Genomic DNA, 16,963 nt, shown 5'->3' on the forward strand with positions numbered 1-16,963 from the left:
CCGTCACCTGCCGTGCCAGAGCCGAGGGCGGGCGGCCTCCATGGGCGTACCGTCCGTGACCGGTCGCCGCGAGCTGCTCGACACCGCCCGGGCCGAGTTGGCAACCCGTCAGGGAGTCCTCCTCCACGGACCTGCGGGGATCGGCAAGTCCACCATCGTGGCCGCCCTCATGGCATCCCTGGCCGTGCACGCCCAGCCGTCCGGAACGGTGCTGCGATGCTCGCCCGCTCCCGAGGAGGCCGGGCTTCCCTTCGTCGGCCTCGTCGACCTGTTCGCGCGGGTGCCGGAGAGCTGCCTGGCGGCACTGGCGTCCGAACCCCGGGCGGCACTGAGGGCGGCCCTGCTTCACCACCGCGAACCGGCCGACGACCGGGGCCGGCTCGCGGTGCGCGTCGCCGTTCTCGAAGTGCTGCGCGTCCTCGCCGCCGCCGGACCCGTTCTGCTGGTCGTCGACGGTCTCCAGTGGCTCGACGAGCCGACCGCCGAGGTGCTCGCCTTCGCCGTACGCCGGGTCGGGGGCCTCGACATACGGATGGTGTCCGCCGAGCGCGTCGCCGACGGTGAGCAGCCCGAACGGCTGCGCTGCTGCCCGCCGGACACCGTCGAACTCCCCGTGCCGCCTCTCGGCGACGCCGAGGTGGCCCACCTCGTGCGCACCGTCGTCGGCGCCGATCTGCCGCCGGGCGTACTGCGGGCGATCCAGGACACCGCTGCCGGAAACCCCTCGTACGCGGTCGAGTTGGCGCGGGCGGCCCCGCGCGACGCGGCGCCCTTTGACCTCGGCCGCCCGCTGCCGGTGCCCCGAAGGCTGCGCGACCGGCTCCTCGAACCGATGCGCCCGCTGCCGCCGACAGCCCGGCACACCCTCCTTGTCACGAGCGCCGCCGCCCACCCCACCCTCACTCTCCTGCGCGCCGCCGGGCTCCCCGATCCCGCCGCCGACCTCGCGGAGGCCGAACGGCACGGCGTCGCGACGGCTGACGCCGACGGAACCGTACGCTTCCGGCATCCGCTGATCCGGGCCGCCGTCTACGCCGACGCGCCGGAGTACGGCCGCCGCGAGGTGCACTCCCTGCTGGCCCGCGCGGTCACCGAGCCCGTGGAGCAGGCCCGCCACCTCGCCCTCGCCCAGCCGCACGAGGACGAGACCACCGCCCGCACGCTGATGTCCGCCGCCGAGACCGCACGCCGCGACGGCACACCCGACGCCGCCTTCGAACTCGCCGGCCTCGCCGCCCTGCGTACGCCCGCCGACCGCCCCTCGGACCGGGCCGACCGCCTGCTCGCCGCAGCCGAGTACGCCTGCGACGGCGGGCGGCTGGAGGAGGCGGGGCAGGCGGCCGGGACCGTCCTCGCCGGGCCCGGGTCCGGTTCCGTGCGGCAGCGGGCGCGCGCCCGGGTGATCCTGCTGCGCAACGCCGGGCAGGCGCTGGAAGGCACCCGTGACCTGATCGGGGAGGGCCTGCGGGACGCCGCCGGCGATCCGGAGGCGGAGGCCTGGCTGCATTACTGGGCGGCCGTACGAGGCCTGCTGTGCGGGGAGTTGGAGGAGGCCGCCCGGCATGCCCGGCACGCTGCCCGGCAGGCGGACCGGGCCGGTGACACGGACACCAGGATCGGGGCCCTCGCCACCCTTGCCCGCGTGTTGTCCCTGACCGGAGAGTCGGTCGCCGCCGACGCGGCTCTCGAGGAGGCCCTCGCACTGACGGGTGGCGCCGACGCCGGCCCGGAGAGCTGGGGGCTGATCCGGATGCGGGCGGTTCTCGCCCTGGACTCCGACAGGGTCACCGAGGCGGGGGAGCGGGTCACCCGGCTCCTGGCGGAGATCGGCGAGTTCGCGGGGGTCGAGGAGACCGTGGCGACCCTGGTCGCGCTGACCCGTATCCAGGTGCGCGCCGGGGACTGCCGGGAGGCCCTGCGCACCGCCGCCCACTGCTCACGCACCCTCGCCGGGACGGGCGTACAGACCGCTCCGGCGCTGTACGCGGCGGCGCTCGCGGCCACCGCGGGCGGCAGTGCCGACGAGGCCCGGCGCCTCGCCGAACAGGCGGTACGGGCCTCGGAGGCGGACGGCGACCGGCTGTTCCTGCTGCGCGCGCTGGCGGTGCTCGGCCAGGCCGAGCTGCTCGCCGGTGACCCACGGGGTGCCGCAGCGGCGGTCGAGGTGCTGCAACGCGTCAAGCAACTGGGCGAGGCGATGTGCGCGGCCGACCCGCCGTTGCTGCACTGGTACGCGGACCTGGCCGAAGCCCTGGTCGTCCTCGGTGAGACGGACGAGGCCGGTGCTGTGCTCCACGATGCCCGTACGCGCATGTCCGGCGACGCGCCCGCGAGCGTACTGGCAGCCCTGGAGCGGGCGGAGGGACTGCGCGAGGCGGCGCTCGGCCGGGCGAAGGAAGGGGCACTGCGGCTGCGTACCGCCGTGGACCGGCTGCGCCGGCTCCCGTTGCCCGTCGAGCTGGTGCGTGCCCTGATCGCCCTCGGCACGGTCGAGCGACGGTCACGGCGCAGAAGCGCGGCCCGGACCGTCCTGCGCGAGGCGCTGGAGACGGCGAAACGGATCGGCGCCGCGCCCCTCGCGGCCCGGGCCTGGGACGAGTTGGCGCGGGTGGACGCCGGGGAGCGTGGTGGTGAGACAGGAGCGGGCGAACCCGAACTCACCCCCACGGAGGCCAGGATCGCCGAACTCGTCGGCGGCGGGGCCACCAACAGGGAAGTCGCCGCGAAGCTGTTCATCAGCGTCAAGACGGTGGAGGGCGCTCTCTCACGGGTCTACCGCAAGCTCGGGGTCCGCTCGCGCACCGCGCTCGCCCACGCGATGGCCGTCGCGGTCCTCGCCTCCGGGGCCGCCGTGGCGTACGGCGACGACGACCAAGTGACCCCTGTGTCACAGGGAGTGACGGTGAGTCAGCCCGGCCGGATCCGGCTGCCCCGCGCGCCCGACACACGCCGTTGACATGACATGTGCAGTTAACACGTAGAGCAAGGGTTCCCCCGCTTACGGGGGAGGGGCCGCCGTTCCTACGGTGAAGTCGTTCCGCTTCCGGGACATCGCCCCCACTCTCCGGAGGACCCCAGTGAAGTCACGCCTGAAACTGCTCGGCCTGGTCGCCGCACCGGCCCTGCTCGCCGCCGCGGTCCCCGCTGCCTACGCGGCCAACGCCGTCCAGCCGCACACGGCTCGCGCGGCTGTCACCGGAGACGTCCTCAAAGGCCTGAACAAGCACGCGACCCGCACCGGCAAGGTCGCCGCCGGGAAGCGCATATCGGTGGCGATCAGCCTGACCCCCAGAAACAACAAGGGACTTGACACCTTCGTCGCCAAGGTCAGCGACCCGCGGTCGAGTTCCTACGGCCGCTACCTGACGAAGGGGCAGTTCGCCGCCCGCTTCGGCCGGACCGACGCCGAGGTCAAGCAGCTCAAGGACTATCTGCGTGCCCAGGGCCTCACCGTCGGCAAGGTTCACTCGGGCAACCTGCTGGTCGACGCGAGCGGCACCGCCGCCCAGTTGGAGAAGGCCTTCGGCACCAAGCTGTCGACCTGGAAGGACGCGTCGTCCGGGCGTTCGTTCTACGCCAACGACGCCGCGCCGACCCTGCCGACCTCAGTCGCCGCCCTCGTCAGCGACGTGGCCGGCCTCAACAACCGCACCCAGCTGCACCACCAGTCGGTCTCCAAGGTGGCCCCCCGAAACGGCCCGGGCGGCGGCTACACCCCGGCCCAGCTCAAGGGCGGCTACAACGTGTCCGGTACGTACACCGGCAGCGGCCAGAAGATCGCGCTGCTGGAGTTCGACGGCTTCCAGCAGTCCAACATCACGAAGTACGACACCAACTACAGCCTGGGTTCGCCCACTCCGACCGTGTCCAAGGTCGACGGCGGCTCCGGCGCGCTCGGTGACGGCCAGGTCGAGGTCGAGCTGGACATCGAGGTCCTGCACGCCATCGCCCCCAAGGCGAACGTCACCGTCTTCGAGGGCCCCAACTCCGACGCCGGCGAGGTCGACACCTACCAGGCCATCGTCGACAGCGGCATCCCGACCACGTCGATCAGCTGGGGCGCCTCCGAGAGCGCCCGCACCACCTCCAACATCAACGCCGTGGACGCCGTCTTCAAGGCGGGCGCCGCCCAGGGCCTCGGCTTCTACGCGGCCTCCGGCGACGACGGCTCCGACGACGCGGGCGACGGCACCACCACCGTCGACTACCCGGCCAGCGACCCGTACGTCACCGGCGTCGGCGGCACCAAGCTGACCGTCACCTCGGCCAACGTCTTCAGCAAGGAGGTGGCCTGGTCCGGCGGCGGTGGCGGCAAGTCCTCCGTCTTCAAGATCCCCAGCTGGCAGACGGCGGTCCAGAAGAGCGCCGGCGGCGGTTTCCGCCAGGTCCCGGACGTCTCCGCGCACGCCAACCCCAGCCCCGGCGTCTCGATCTACTCCCAGGGCTCCTGGGCCTCGGTCGGCGGCACCAGCGCCGCGGCGCCCGAGTGGGCGGCGTTCGCCGCGCTCTACAACCAGCAGGCCGCGGCGGCAGGCAAGGCCAACCTCGGCTTCGCCGACCCCGCCCTCTACACGGCGAGCGGCACCGGCTTCCACGACATCACCAGCGGCAGCAACGGCGACTACTCCGCCGCCACCGGCTGGGACTTCACCACCGGCTGGGGCTCGTACAACGCCGCGACCCTGGCGACCAAGCTGCTCGGCTGACCCTGCCGAGCGACGACCACTGATCGACGATCGACGATCGACGACCGTAGCGCGGGCCGGGACCACTCCCTGCCCGCGCTCGTCTGTTCCACCGGTCCGGGCCGGCCGGTCGCCCGGCGCGGGTTCGCGGGCGAAAGCCCCGCCGGCACACGGAACCACGAAGCCGCCCGGCCCCTCCTACACAGGAGACGCACTGGCAGTGGGCGAAGCGACAGGGGTGGCGATGGAGCGGCAGTGGTCCCGTCGGAGGTTCATGGTCTACTCGCTGGCCGCGACCACCCTGACCGTGGCCGCGCCGATCGGCTGCGACTCCTCCTCGGCGGAGGGCGCCGAGCGCCGGGCGGCGGACCCGGGCGCGCGGTCCGGCGTCGTGGTGACCGGTGACGACGACGAGATGCTGGTTCTGGAGGTCACCCCGGCGAATCGGGTGGTCGTCCGGCTGCCGCGCGTCGAGGTCGGTCAGGGCGTCACCACCGCGGTCGCCATGATGATCGCCGAGGAGCTGGACGCCCGCCTGGCGGACGTCGACATCCCGCTCGCCGACGCCCGCACCAAGGGAAGCCAGTACACCGGCGGTTCGAACTCGGTCAGTTCCCTGTACGGACCGGCCCGGGCGCTGGCCGCCACCGCGCGCGCCCGCCTGGTGACCGCCGCCGCCCAGCACTGGAGCCTCCCCGCGCGCACACTGCGGACCCGGAACACCATGGTGGTCGCACCGGACGGGCGTACGGCCACCTTCGGCTCGCTGACCGCGACCGCCGCGAAGGTCACCCGGCCGAAGGTATCCAGCAAGCCCAAACCGTCCTCCCGGCACAAGGTGATCGGGAAACCGACGACCCGGATCGACGCGCGGGACATCATCACCGGCAAGGCGCAGTACGCGGGTGACCTTCGGGTGCCCGGCGCGAAACCGACCGTGGTGGCCCGGCCGCCGACGCTCGGCGGGAAGATCCGTACGGTCGACGACCGGGCGGCCCGCGCCCTGCCGGGCGTCCGCGCGGTCGTGCGGGTCGCGGGCGGGGTCGCCGTGGTCGCGGACACCTTCCACCACGCCTTCCAGGCCCGGGACGCCCTGCGGATCACCTGGGCCCCGGGCCCGCTGGCCGCGCTGTCCGACACGGCCATCAGATCCCGGCTGCGTGCCGCCGTCCCGCCGCTGGGTGCGGCGCCGAGCGGATCGACGCAGGTGACTGGGGAGTTCGAGTTCGCGTTCGTCGGGCATGCTCCGATGGAGGTGCTGACCGTGGTGGCGGACGTCCGCACGGACCGCGCCGAACTGTGGTTCTCCACCCAGACACCGATGGACGCCCGGGACGGCATCGCCTCGGCGGTCGGCCTCCCGGCGTCGAAGGTCAAGGTCCATGTCATGCGTGGCGGCGGCTCGTTCGGGCGGCGGCTGAACTACGACTTCGCGATCGAGGCCGCCCTCGTTTCCAAGGCGGCCCGTCGGCCGGTCAAGCTGATGTGGAGCCGCGGCGACGACCTGCGGCACGGCAGGATGCGCCCGGCCACCCACCACCGGATCAGGGCCAGCCACAAGGACGGCCGGGTGCTCGCCTTCGTGCACGCGACGTCGTCGGTGAGCGAGTCGTGGGAGGGGGAGGGTCTCGCCGCGCAGGGCGGGGTGACGTCCTTGGCCGCGCGGGCGGGGCGTGTGCGGGCGGCGGGCCCGCTGCCCAGCGACAGCGGGCTGTACAACTTCGGGCGGCTGTCCGGGGATTCGGGAGATGTGGCGCTGGCGGCGATACCGCTCGGCGCCTGGCGGTCGGTGGACTCGGGGACGAGCCGGACCGCCGAGGAGATCATGGTCGACGAGATCGCCCGGAGCCTCGGCAAGGACCCGGTCGCCTTCCGGCGCACCACACTCCGGAGCAAGGCCGTCCGCGCCGTACTCGACAAGGCGGCGTCCGCCGGGAGTTGGGGGCGGACCATGCCGGCCGGACACGGACAGGGCGTGGCGGTCCACGAGGAGTACGGCTCCTGCGTGGCCTGTCTGATCGAGATCGACGCCACCGACCCGAAGAATCCCCGGGTGACCAGGGCGGTGATGGCGGCCGACGTCGGAACGGCCGTGAATCCACGCGGACTTGAGGCCCAGCTCATGGGCACCGCTATCGACGGCATCTCCACCGTCCTGCGGGCCGGTCTCCACATCGACCGGGGCGCGGTCCGCGAGGGCAGCTTCGCCGACTTCCACTACGCCCGCCAGCGGCACGCCCCTCTGCGCTTCGAGGCGCACATCATGCCGTCCGAGGGAGAGCCGGGCGGGGCCGGGGAACTCGGGGTGCCGGCCGCGGCGGGCGCGGTCGCCAACGCGTACGCCCGGGCGACGGGCACCGGACCCCGCCGTTTCCCGCTCAACTTCTGACTTCCGCCCCTGCCTCGACCGTCGCCCCGATCCCCGCCCCCGGCCCCCGCCCCGACCCCGCCTCCGAGAGGGTTCCGATGCCCCGCTACACCTTCGACCTCAACGGCGAACCGGTCACCGTCGAGGCCCCGGCCGACATGCCGCTGCTCTGGGTGCTGCGCGACCTGCTCCAGGTGACCGGCCCCAAGTACGGCTGCGGGGTCGGGGTCTGCCGCGCCTGCACCAGCCATCTCGACGGCGCGGAGATCCAGCCCTGTGTCGTGCCCGTCGCCGACTGCGCGGACCGCGGGGTCACCACCATCGAGGGGCTGGCCGACGGCGACACCCTGCACCCCGTCCAACAGGCGTGGCTCGACCGCGATGTCGCACAGTGCGGCTTCTGCCAGCCCGGGCAGATCATGGCCGCGGTGGCGCTGCTCCGGCGGACCTCCGAGCCGACCGACGCGGACATCGACGCCATCGAGAACGTCTGCCGCTGCGGCACGTACTCCCGGATCCGCGAGGCCATCAAACAGGCCGCTGCGGCGACCGAGAGCTGACCCGCGGGGCAGAAGCAGGTCGGCCGGTATTGGCGAGTTCAGTTCCCCGATGGCCGATATGGGCGAGCGTGTCCTGCACGGCGTAGCGGACGTACAGGGAGTCGGCGAGCGCGGACTCGTCGGGGGCAGCCTCGTCCACCCGCGGGCCAGGCCCTCCACGGCGGCCATCGCGCCCTCCGCCTCCACCAGCAGCCGCACCTGTTCCGCCTCGGGCACCCGGTCCTTGCACAGCACCCGCTCCACCGGAGCGCTCGCGGCGCCGAGACAGCTGCCGGTCATCAGCAGCTCGAACCGGACGAGCCCGGCGGTCTGCACCTCGTCGAGCCGGGACCCGGCCGGGGACGCGGTGCGCACCAGCAGTTCCGGCGGCACGAGGACGTCGTCCAGCGTGACCTGGTCGCTCTCGGCGCCCGCGAGGAAGCCGCTCGCCCAGAAGGCGCTGACGCTCGGAGACCGGTGGGGCCGGCACCGTCCGCCGTACGAGACGCCCTTGACGTGGGCGGCGAGCCGATCGACACTCCCCATGGGAATCCTAGTGAAAAGGTAGGGAAACGAGATGCGCGTGGAGTCGAACGCCAGTCGGGTGGTTCACGCACCCCGGCCGACCCCGCTGCTGACCTCCCGCCGGCACATCGACCTTCAGCGAGTCTGCAGCTCCATCAGCCCCCTGCGCTGAGCCCGGCCGCCCACCCCCGTGCCACAACGGCGGCCCCCGACTACGCCTTCCGCCGCGCGTACGTCTGCGCACCACACCTGGGGAGACTCATGACCGTCACACCACTGGCCGCCACCTCCGCCCGTCCCGTCCCGGCCTTCCGCGGCCGGCTCGGCCGGGACGCGCGCAGCGGCCACTACGCCGTGCCGCGCCGCTACCGCCTCCACCTGTCCCCGGCCGACCCGGACTGTCTCCGGATCGCCGTCACCCACAGCCTGCTCGGCCTCGGCGCGGCCTGTCCCGTGACCGAACTGCCCGCCGTGCCCGACGCCCCCGGCGGCGAACACTCCGTACTGCGCCCGCTGTACGAGGCGAGCGCACACCGCTACTCCGGCGCGGCCACGGTCCCGGTACTCAGCGACGACTGGTCGGGGCGGATCGTCAGCACGCACACCCCGGACATCCTGCGCGACCTGTCCCGGCACTTCGGCGCGGGGCGCCCGACGCTGTACCCCTGCGGTCTTGAGGCGGAGATCGAGGCGGTCGAGCGCCTGTGCGCCCAGGGCATCGACGCGGCGGCCCAGCGAGCCGGAGACGCCGCCACCGAGGACGGCGACCGCGCCGACGCGCTCGCCTCGCTGCTGCGCACCCTCGGCTCGCTGAACGCGCGGCTGGCTGCGGACCCGTACCTGCTGGGCGACCGACTGACCACCGCCGACGTGGAGTTGTGGGTCAGCCTGGTCCGCCTCGACACCGTGCACCGCTGGCACCTGGACGCCGCCGCCGTGCACCGCGTCGCCGACCATCCGGCCCTGTGGGCCTACGCCCGCCGCCTTGCCGCCCACCCGTCCTTCGGCCCCCACCTCGACCTCGACGCCATCGCCCGACGGCACCACGCCGATTGCCGGGGGCTGGAGGCCGCCGGGGCGGCCGTACAGATTCTGGACTGGGCGGCACATGCGGAGCGCTCCGCCGGATAGGTGGTGACCTGACTGTGGGTTGGTGTGGGGGCCGGTCGCTTCCCGACTCTCTGCTTCGCTCGATCGGGGGGACCCTCATCGCGGCGGAGCCGCATGTCGACACAGCCCCGCGCCCCTTCGGGGTGCTGAACCCGGCCGGTCTTCATCCGGCCGACACGAAGGACCGGAACATGCGGCGTCGTCCGGTTGTTGACCACGTCGTGCCCAAGCCCATTCCGTGCCGCCCGAGGCTCTACTCGCGGCGGCACATCGACCTCCTGCGTGTGGCCGGCGCGCTCTGTCGCTCCTGACCTGCTGTCTCGTCCCCTCGTACGGTCGATCAGGAAGGCGTCATTCTCGTGTCCTCGTCACCCTCTCTCTTGCATCTTGCTGTCGCTCTGGACGGTGCCGGCTGGCATCCGGCTGCCTGGCGTGAACCTGTGGCCCGGCCGGGTGAGTTGTTCACCGCCCGATATTGGGCCGGTCTGGTCGCGGAGGCCGAGCGCGGGCTGCTCGACTTCGTGACCGTCGAGGACGGTCTCGGCCTCCAGTCCTCGCACCTCACCGAGCCCGACGGCCGTACCGACCAGGTCCGTGGCCGCCTGGACGCCGTTCTCATCGCGGCGCGGGTCGCTCCCCTGACCCGGCACATAGGTGTGGTGCCGAGCGTGGTGGCCACCCACACGGAGCCGTTCCACCTCTCGAAGGCGATCGCCACCCTCGACTATGTGAGCGCCGGCCGTGCGGGTCTGCGGGTCCAGATCTCCGCCCGCCAGAACGAGGCCGCTCACTTCGGCCGCCGCCCGATACCGCACATCGACCTCCTGAACGACCCCCGGGCCTGGGAGTCCGTGGCCGCCCTCTTCGACGAGGCCGTCGACTATGTGGAGGTCGTGCGTCGGCTCTGGGACAGCTGGGAGGACGACGCGGAGATCCGTGACACCGCCACCGGCAGGTTCATCGACCGGGACAAGCTGCACTACGTCGACTTCGAGAGCCCGCATTTCAGCGTCAAGGGCCCCTCGATCACCCCGCGCCCGCCGCAGGGCCAGCCGATCGTGACCGCGCTGGCCCACGCGACGATTCCCTACCGGCTGGTGGCCCGCTCGGCCGACGTCGGCTACGTCACCCCGCACGACACCGCCCAGGCCCGCGCGATCGTCGAGGAGATCCGCACCGAGCAGGCGGCCGCCGGCCGTGCCGGTGAACTCCTGCACGTCTTCGGCGACCTGGTCGTCTTCCTCGACGACACCCAGGCGCAGGCGTCGGCCCGCCGGGAGCGTCTGGACGGCCTCGCCGGGTACGCATACACCAGTGACGCCCGGATCTTCGCCGGTACGCCCGTCCAACTCGCCGATCTGCTGGCGGAGTTGGCGGCGGCCGGGCTGTCCGGGTTCCGGCTGCGGCCGGCCGTCGCCGGGCACGACCTCCCGGCGATCACCCAGAAGCTGGTTCCCGAACTCCAGCGCCGGGGCCTCTTCCGGCAGGCCTACGAAGCCGACACCCTGCGCGGGCTGCTCGGGCTTTCCCGCCCCGCCAACCGCTACGCCACCACCAGCACCCCTCCTGCCAACACCGCCACCGCTCCTGCCAACACCGCTACTGCTCCTGCCTCCGCTGCTGTCAGCGTCTGATCCGGAAGGACCGTACGACCATGAGCAAGCCGCTGAAGCAGATCCACCTGGCCGCGCACTTCCCCGGCGTCAACAACACCACCGTGTGGAGCGACCCGCAGGCCGGCAGCCACATCGAGTTCAGCTCCTTCGCCCACTTCGCGCGCACGGCCGAACGCGCCAAGTTCGACTTCCTCTTCCTCGCCGAGGGCCTGCGGCTGCGCGAACAGGGCGGAAAAATCTATGACCTGGACGTCGTCGGGCGGCCCGACACCTTCACCGTCCTGACCGCGCTCGCGGCCGTCACCGAGCGCCTCGGCCTGACCGGGACGATCAACTCCACCTTCAACGAGCCCTACGAGGTGGCCCGCCAGTTCGCCAGCCTCGACCACCTCTCCGACGGCCGCGCCGCCTGGAACGTCGTCACCTCCTGGGACGCCTTCACCGGCGAGAACTTCCGCCGCGGCGGCTTCCTCCCAAAGGAGGACCGCTACTCCCGGGCCAAGGAGTTCCTGCAGACCACGAGCGAACTCTTCGACTCCTGGCACGGCGACGAGATCCTCGCCGACCAGCACACCGGCACCTTCCTGCGGGACGCGAAGGCCGGCGCGTTCGTCCACCAGGGACAGCACTTCGACATCGAGGGCCAGTTCAACGTGCCCCGCTCCCCACAGGGCCGCCCCGTCATCTTCCAGGCCGGAGACTCCGACGAGGGCCGCGAGTTCGCCGCCTCCACCGCCGACGCCATCTTCAGCCGCTACGCCACCCTCACCGAGGGCCAGGCCTTCTACACCGACGTCAAGAACCGCCTCGCCACATACGGCCGCCACCCGGACGAGCTCAAGATCCTGCCCGCCGCGAGCTTCGTCCTGGGCGACACCGACGCCGAGGCCGAGGAACTCGCCCACGAGGTACGCCGCCAGCAGGTCAGCGGCGCCACCGCCATCAAGCACCTGGAGTTCGTCTGGAACCGGGACCTGTCCGCCTACGACCCCGACGGCCCCCTCCCCGACATCGACCCCGACCCCGGGGAGCACACCATCGCCCGCGGCCGGGCCCAGGTACGCATGTACCGCGACCCGCTGGCCACCGCCCGCGAATGGCGCGAACGCGCACAGGCCAACAACTGGTCCATCCGCGACCTCGTCATCGAGACCGGCAACCGGCAGAACTTCGTCGGCTCCCCGGCCACTGTTGCCGCCACCATCAACGACTTCGTCCAGGCCGACGCGAGCGACGGCTTCATCCTGGTCCCGCACATCACCCCGGGCGGCCTCGACACCTTCGCCGACACCGTCGTCCCGCTCCTCCAGGAACGCGGCGTCTTCCGCACCGAGTACGAGGGCACGACGCTGCGCGACCACCTCGGCCTCGCCCACCCCGACGAGGCGCGCAACGAGCGCGCGGCGTCCTGAATCCGACGTGCATGGCGTGGTCGAGGACGTCACCCTCCCCCATGAAGGTGACGTCCTCGACCGCTCCCCCGGGTGCCCGACGGTGGTCTGATTCGTTCGCGGCGGCCGTCATGTGCTGGTCTCTGCCCCCAGCTTCACCAGCACATGACGGCCGTTTCCCCCGATCCCCATGTGGAGTAGAGGCGTACGCGGACGAAGTAGTGGCGGCCCTTGACGAGCCGGATCCTGACGTGGGCGTTGTGCGGAGTTCCGCCGTCGTCCTCGGCGGAGAGGTAACGGGGCTCGCCGTCGATCTCCTCGAAGACCGCGACGACCGTGTCGCTCTCCCCGAAGGTCCCCACGGTGTAGTCGCGGGTCTCCGGCGGCGCGATGCCGAAGTCGGCCTGCTCACCCGCGCCGAGGCGCAGGGGTGCTGACCTGAACGGCGCGAGTTCGGGCGGCCTGCGCGTGCCCGTCGGCGGATACCAGCGGAGCACGAACTCCTTGTCGGCCGGGGAGAGAGTCCCCAGGGGCCTCACCCCGGACCGGTACTGCTCCGGTTCGAGGACCAGCCCCGCCGAGAACGGATACTCCATGATCGACAGCGGGTCCCAGACGGAGCCGTTGACCTCGTCCGGGTCGAGCTTGCGCAGAATGTTGAAGTACGACTTGCCGCGGCCCCAGAAGTTGGGCGGTCCGGCCAGGTCGTCGTACACGGCCTCGTCGTCCCAGTGGATGCCGGCGAACGGGTTCTGGTGTTCGTGGAGCAGGCCCAGGGCGTGCCCGATCTCGTGCAGGGCCGTCGCGCGCTCCCCGGGCGCGGTCAGATCCCAGCCGAAGTTCATCGTGCGCCGCCCCAGGCCCACCGAGAGTGCGTCCCGCCCGACCGTGGAGTACGAACCGTCACCGGTCTGGAACCCGATGCGCAGTTCGGCCTCCGAACGATCGCGCACCTCGACGAACGACAGCCCGATCCCCAGGTCGAGCCACTCCCGGAAGCAGTCGCGGACCACATCGCGCTGCGCCTCGGCGCCGACCCACGACTCCCACCGCGTTTCCCCCGTACCCGGCAGTGGGATGACCGAGCCGTCGCTGTCCCGGTCGAAGAAGTAGTAGTGGAGCACGGTGCCGTTCACCCACATCAGGCGCCCCGAGAGGAGCGCACTGAGCCGCTCGGCCGGCAACCCCGGTGTGAAGGTGGGGGCCGGTTGCTGCGGCAGTGAGCACAACCGTGCGTTCATGGGGAACAGACTGCTGCTCACAGGTGCTCGGGCGCCTGAGTCGGGGGCTACTCAAGTCGGCCTGTATCAAAGGTGAGTAGCCCGGCTCATGCTCACGTGACGACTTTCGTACAGGACGCCAAGACCCTGGAACCGCCCTGGCCGTTCACCGGCCGGGACGACGAACTGGAGCTGATCCGCAGGTCGTTGGCAGCTGAACGGCACGGCGTCGTGGTGACGGGGCCGGCCGGGCGCGGCAAGACCCGTCTCGTCACGGAGGCCGTCCGGGGCGCCGACTGCGCGAAGGTGAGCGGCACGCCCGAGACCCGGGGCATCCCCTTCGCCGCGTTCGCCCACCTCCTCCCGGAGCAGGTCTCCCTGCACCGCGCGGTCCAACGCCTGGCCGGTGTACGGACGTTGCTGGTCGATGACGCCCATCTGCTGGACGACTCCTCGGCCGCCCTGGTCCACCAGCTCGCGGTGCACGGGCGTACCCGGCTGCTCGTGGTGGCGACGGACGGCGTCCCGGCGCCCGGCGCGGTGTCCCGGCTGTGGACCGGCGAGGTGCTGCCGCGTCTCGCTCTGGAGCCGCTGCCCCGGGAGGAGACCGCCCGGCTGATCGCGGCCGGCGCCGGCGGGCCGGTCGAGTCGCTCACCGCCCGCCGCCTGCACCACCTCTGCCAGGGCGATCTGCGGCTGCTGCGTGATGTGGTCGGCGCGGTGCGTGAATGCGGTGAACTCGCTCTGGAATCAGGTGAGTTGATGTGGCGAGGACCGGTTCCCGTGACGGCTGCGGTACGCGAACGGACCGGCGAGGCCCTGCACCGCGCCTGCGCCGAGGAACGGGACGCCCTGGAACGCCTGGCGTTCAGCGAACCGCTCCCGCTGGACCTCGCGGACCTGGACCTGGGCGCACTCGAACGCCTCGAAGCCGGAGGCCTGATCCGCGTCGACGCCCACTCCGAGGTCCGCCTCGCCCACCCCCTGCACGGCCCCGTCCTGCGCGCGGGCGCCGGACAGCTCCGGGCGAGGCGGCTGTCCCGCACCCCGGCCGAGTGCGCGTCGGCCCTGGACGCCGAACGCGCCGAACTGGCCGACCGCATCGAGCGCACCGACGTGCAGGAACCGGCGGGCCCCGTCGGAGACTGGCTCACGGCCGAGAGCACGGCCCCGCACCCTGCCGTACCGGCCGACTACGCGACCGTACGGGCCCGCTTCGCCCGACTTCGAGGCGAGCTGCGCGAGGCCATGTCCTGGGCCCGGGAAGGCCTGCGTGCCACCCCGGACGACCCGTGCTGTCGTACGGAACTGGCGCTGGCGGCAACCCAGTTGAGTGAGGTCACGACCGCGTCCCCGGAGCGGGCGACCCCGTGGCTGCGGGCGGCGCACGGCGACATCGCCGGAGCACTGGAGTCGGTCACGGACCCCGAGGGCGGGGAGGGGGAGGCGTACGTCCTGTACGACGCGGTACGCCTCGGGGCCCCGCACCTGGTCGCGGACCGGCTCGCCCAACTGCCCGGCGAGGGTGCCGAACCCCTGGCCCGGCACGCCGACGCGCTCGTCCGCCAGGACGGTCCCGCGCTGGACCGCGCCGCCGAACTCCTGGAGCGGCGGGGCCTGTTGCTCTTCGCGGCCGAGGCGCACGCCCAGGCCGTCCCGGTGCACCGCGACCCGCGTGCCGCCCGCAGGTCCCGCTCCCGTGCGATGACCCTGGCCCGGCGCTGCCAGGGCGCCCGCACCCCGGCGCTGTCCGGTCTCGTCCTCGGCGAACTCACCGCGCGCCAGCGCCAGATCGTCACCCTGGCGGCGACCGGCCTGAGCAACCGCCAGATCGCGGACCGGCTCACCCTGTCCATCCGTACGGTCGGCAACCATCTGTACGGCGCCTACACCCGACTCGGCGCGAGCGACCGGGGCGCGCTGCCGTGGCTGCTGGACGAGACCCCGGCCGCGCAGCCGGCGTGACCGTCGGGGACGGGCTCAGGCGGAGCCGAACGCCGCGAACGCCCATCCCGTCGCCTGGTGCGTCGCGTCCCCGGGCAGGGACGCACGGGCGTCGCGCAGGGCCTCGGCCAAGGAGAGGCCCACGCTGAGGCCCTTGTGGAGGGCCAGCATCAGCGGGACCACCGCCGCGTCGTTGACCGGTGCGCTGCTCGCCACCACGCCCGCCGTACCCAGCGGGAGCAACGCCGTTACCAGGCCGAGGAGTTCGTCCGCGCCGACGTTCGCCAGGCGGCCGGTGTCGCAGCTGGACAGGATGATCCGGTACGGGCTCCGGCCGAGGCGTTCGAAGTCGTGCACGATCAGCGGGCCGTCGGCCATCCGCAGCGACGAGAAGAGCGGACTGTCGGCCCGGAAGGTGCCGTGGGCCGCGATATGGGCCAGTGCGGCCCCGTCGAGCGCGTCCAGCACCGCCGGTACCCGCGCGCCCTCGTGTTCCAGGACCGTCGGTCTGCCGTACCGGTCGACCAGGTCGGGCACCTCCGCCCCACCGCTCGCCAGCCCCGGCCCCCGGACGAGGACGTGCCGGCCACCCGGCGGGGGACCGGTCTCCTGGGCGCGCAGCCAACTGCTCGCCGACGGCGACACACTGAGCACCCGCTCCCGGAGGGAGGGCAGCAGGGCCCAGGGGACCCGGTGCAGCCTTCCCGGCGGGACCACGACCACCGGGCCGCGGCCCAGGTGGGGCACGGCCGCGCCCAGCAGCAGCTCCTCCAGCCGACGGCCCGCCGCCTCCAGCACCGGCAGCCGGCCCTCGGCCCCCGGATGCGCGAGCCGCCGCAGCCCGGCCTGCACGTGCTCGGCCTCCGTCACCGCGTCCGCGAGCAGCCCCGCCTCGAAACGGCGCACCCGTCCCTCGCCGCACAACAGCACCTGCACCCGGCCGTCGACGACGGCGATCTCGATCAAGCGCACACCGCCGCCCAGACGTTCGAGCAGTCGGCCGGGGTCGAAGCGGCGCCCGCTGCCGGGCGACTCGCCGCGGATGTGGAGGGTGCGGGAGCGCACCTCCCGTTCCAGGCGCCGCTGTTCGCGCTCCAGTGCCGGCACGGGGCGGCCGTCGATCCGGGCCTCCTCCGCGCGGGCCGCGATCTCCCGGAACGCCGTGAGGCTCTGCACGAGCGCCGGGTCGTCGGGCGGCCGGACGGGCGGCGCCGACAGGACCGTGGCCCGCAACCGCTCGCTCCACACCAGCAGCCGCCTAGGCCCACCGGACTCCAGGGTCGCCCGCTGTGCCAGCGCGGCGAGTTCGGCGCCCTGCGCCGTGGCCCGGGCGCGCAGCTCCGACGCGCCGAGTGTCATCCGGTGGTCGTCCAGGACGGCGAGCCCACGCCGGCAGGCCTCCAGTACACCCCGCCCCGACCCTGCCGCCTCCGCGCGCAGCGCCTGCGCCGCCCAGCCCGTCATCCGCGCCAGCGGCGGACCGACACGCCGGCTGCGGGCGGCGACCTTCAGATGCTTCTCCGCGTCCTCGGTCCAGCCCAGCGCGAGCGCGATCCGGCCCGCGA

Annotated in this window: 12 protein-coding genes and 1 pseudogene; 10 read left to right on the plus strand and 3 right to left on the minus strand. The window is 73.0% G+C overall.

The window, feature by feature from the left end; translation table 11 throughout:
* Positions 1-40: 40 nt before the first annotated feature.
* The 4 genes from G3I71_RS09345 to G3I71_RS09360 all read left to right on the plus strand — a co-directional run bounded on the left by G3I71_RS09345 (position 41) and on the right by G3I71_RS09360 (position 7,613).
* Positions 41-2,956, plus strand: a complete 2,916-nt coding sequence (locus G3I71_RS09345; RefSeq protein WP_164313475.1) for a LuxR family transcriptional regulator — start codon at positions 41-43, stop codon at positions 2,954-2,956.
* Between the two features lie 121 nt (positions 2,957-3,077).
* On the plus strand, positions 3,078-4,706 hold the full coding sequence (locus tag G3I71_RS09350; RefSeq protein WP_164313476.1) for a S53 family peptidase: 1,629 nt from the start codon (positions 3,078-3,080) through the stop codon (positions 4,704-4,706).
* A 253-nt stretch (positions 4,707-4,959) separates the two neighbouring features.
* Positions 4,960-7,074: a xanthine dehydrogenase family protein molybdopterin-binding subunit gene (locus tag G3I71_RS09355; RefSeq protein ID WP_164313501.1), complete on the plus strand. Its 2,115-nt coding sequence runs from the start codon at positions 4,960-4,962 to the stop codon at positions 7,072-7,074.
* Positions 7,075-7,151: 77 nt separating this feature from the next.
* The gene (locus tag G3I71_RS09360) at positions 7,152-7,613 is read left to right on the plus strand and encodes a (2Fe-2S)-binding protein (protein WP_164313477.1); all 462 of its coding nucleotides are present in this window, start codon (positions 7,152-7,154) and stop codon (positions 7,611-7,613) included.
* A 55-nt stretch (positions 7,614-7,668) separates the two neighbouring features.
* Here the strand turns inward: G3I71_RS09360 and G3I71_RS50990 are convergent.
* Positions 7,669-8,060: pseudogene (locus tag G3I71_RS50990) on the minus strand (acyl-CoA dehydrogenase); the annotation flags it as partial.
* A 109-nt stretch (positions 8,061-8,169) separates the two neighbouring features.
* Between G3I71_RS50990 and G3I71_RS52650 the strand changes: the two are divergent.
* From G3I71_RS52650 to G3I71_RS09380, 5 genes are all read left to right on the plus strand, one after another.
* Positions 8,170-8,289: a putative leader peptide gene (locus G3I71_RS52650; RefSeq protein ID WP_343242893.1), complete on the plus strand. Its 120-nt coding sequence runs from the start codon at positions 8,170-8,172 to the stop codon at positions 8,287-8,289.
* An 89-nt stretch (positions 8,290-8,378) separates the two neighbouring features.
* Entirely contained in the window at positions 8,379-9,248 is an 870-nt protein-coding gene (locus G3I71_RS09370) for a glutathione S-transferase C-terminal domain-containing protein (protein ID WP_164313479.1), read from the plus strand.
* A gap of 170 nt (positions 9,249-9,418) precedes the next feature.
* The gene (locus G3I71_RS52905; RefSeq protein ID WP_369335567.1) at positions 9,419-9,538 is read left to right on the plus strand and encodes a putative leader peptide; all 120 of its coding nucleotides are present in this window, start codon (positions 9,419-9,421) and stop codon (positions 9,536-9,538) included.
* 48 nt (positions 9,539-9,586) lie between these two features.
* The gene (locus tag G3I71_RS09375) at positions 9,587-10,861 is read left to right on the plus strand and encodes an LLM class flavin-dependent oxidoreductase (protein WP_164313480.1); all 1,275 of its coding nucleotides are present in this window, start codon (positions 9,587-9,589) and stop codon (positions 10,859-10,861) included.
* Positions 10,862-10,881: 20 nt separating this feature from the next.
* On the plus strand, positions 10,882-12,255 hold the full coding sequence (locus G3I71_RS09380; RefSeq protein WP_164313481.1) for an NtaA/DmoA family FMN-dependent monooxygenase: 1,374 nt from the start codon (positions 10,882-10,884) through the stop codon (positions 12,253-12,255).
* Positions 12,256-12,389: 134 nt separating this feature from the next.
* Here G3I71_RS09380 and G3I71_RS09385 read toward each other — a convergent pair whose 3' ends face one another.
* Positions 12,390-13,475: a M12 family metallopeptidase gene (locus G3I71_RS09385; RefSeq protein ID WP_164313482.1), complete on the minus strand. Its 1,086-nt coding sequence runs from the start codon at positions 13,473-13,475 to the stop codon at positions 12,390-12,392.
* Positions 13,476-13,571: 96 nt separating this feature from the next.
* Between G3I71_RS09385 and G3I71_RS09390 the strand changes: the two genes are divergently transcribed.
* Positions 13,572-15,419: a LuxR family transcriptional regulator gene (locus G3I71_RS09390; protein WP_164313483.1), complete on the plus strand. Its 1,848-nt coding sequence runs from the start codon at positions 13,572-13,574 to the stop codon at positions 15,417-15,419.
* A 15-nt stretch (positions 15,420-15,434) separates the two neighbouring features.
* Here G3I71_RS09390 and G3I71_RS09395 read toward each other — a convergent pair.
* Positions 15,435-16,963: CHAT domain-containing protein (locus tag G3I71_RS09395; protein WP_164313484.1), on the minus strand; the 1,529-nt coding region annotated here is incomplete at its 5' end.

It is taken from the genome of Streptomyces sp. SID12501 (genome assembly GCF_010550245.1).
Taxonomy (GTDB): domain Bacteria; phylum Actinomycetota; class Actinomycetes; order Streptomycetales; family Streptomycetaceae; genus Streptomyces.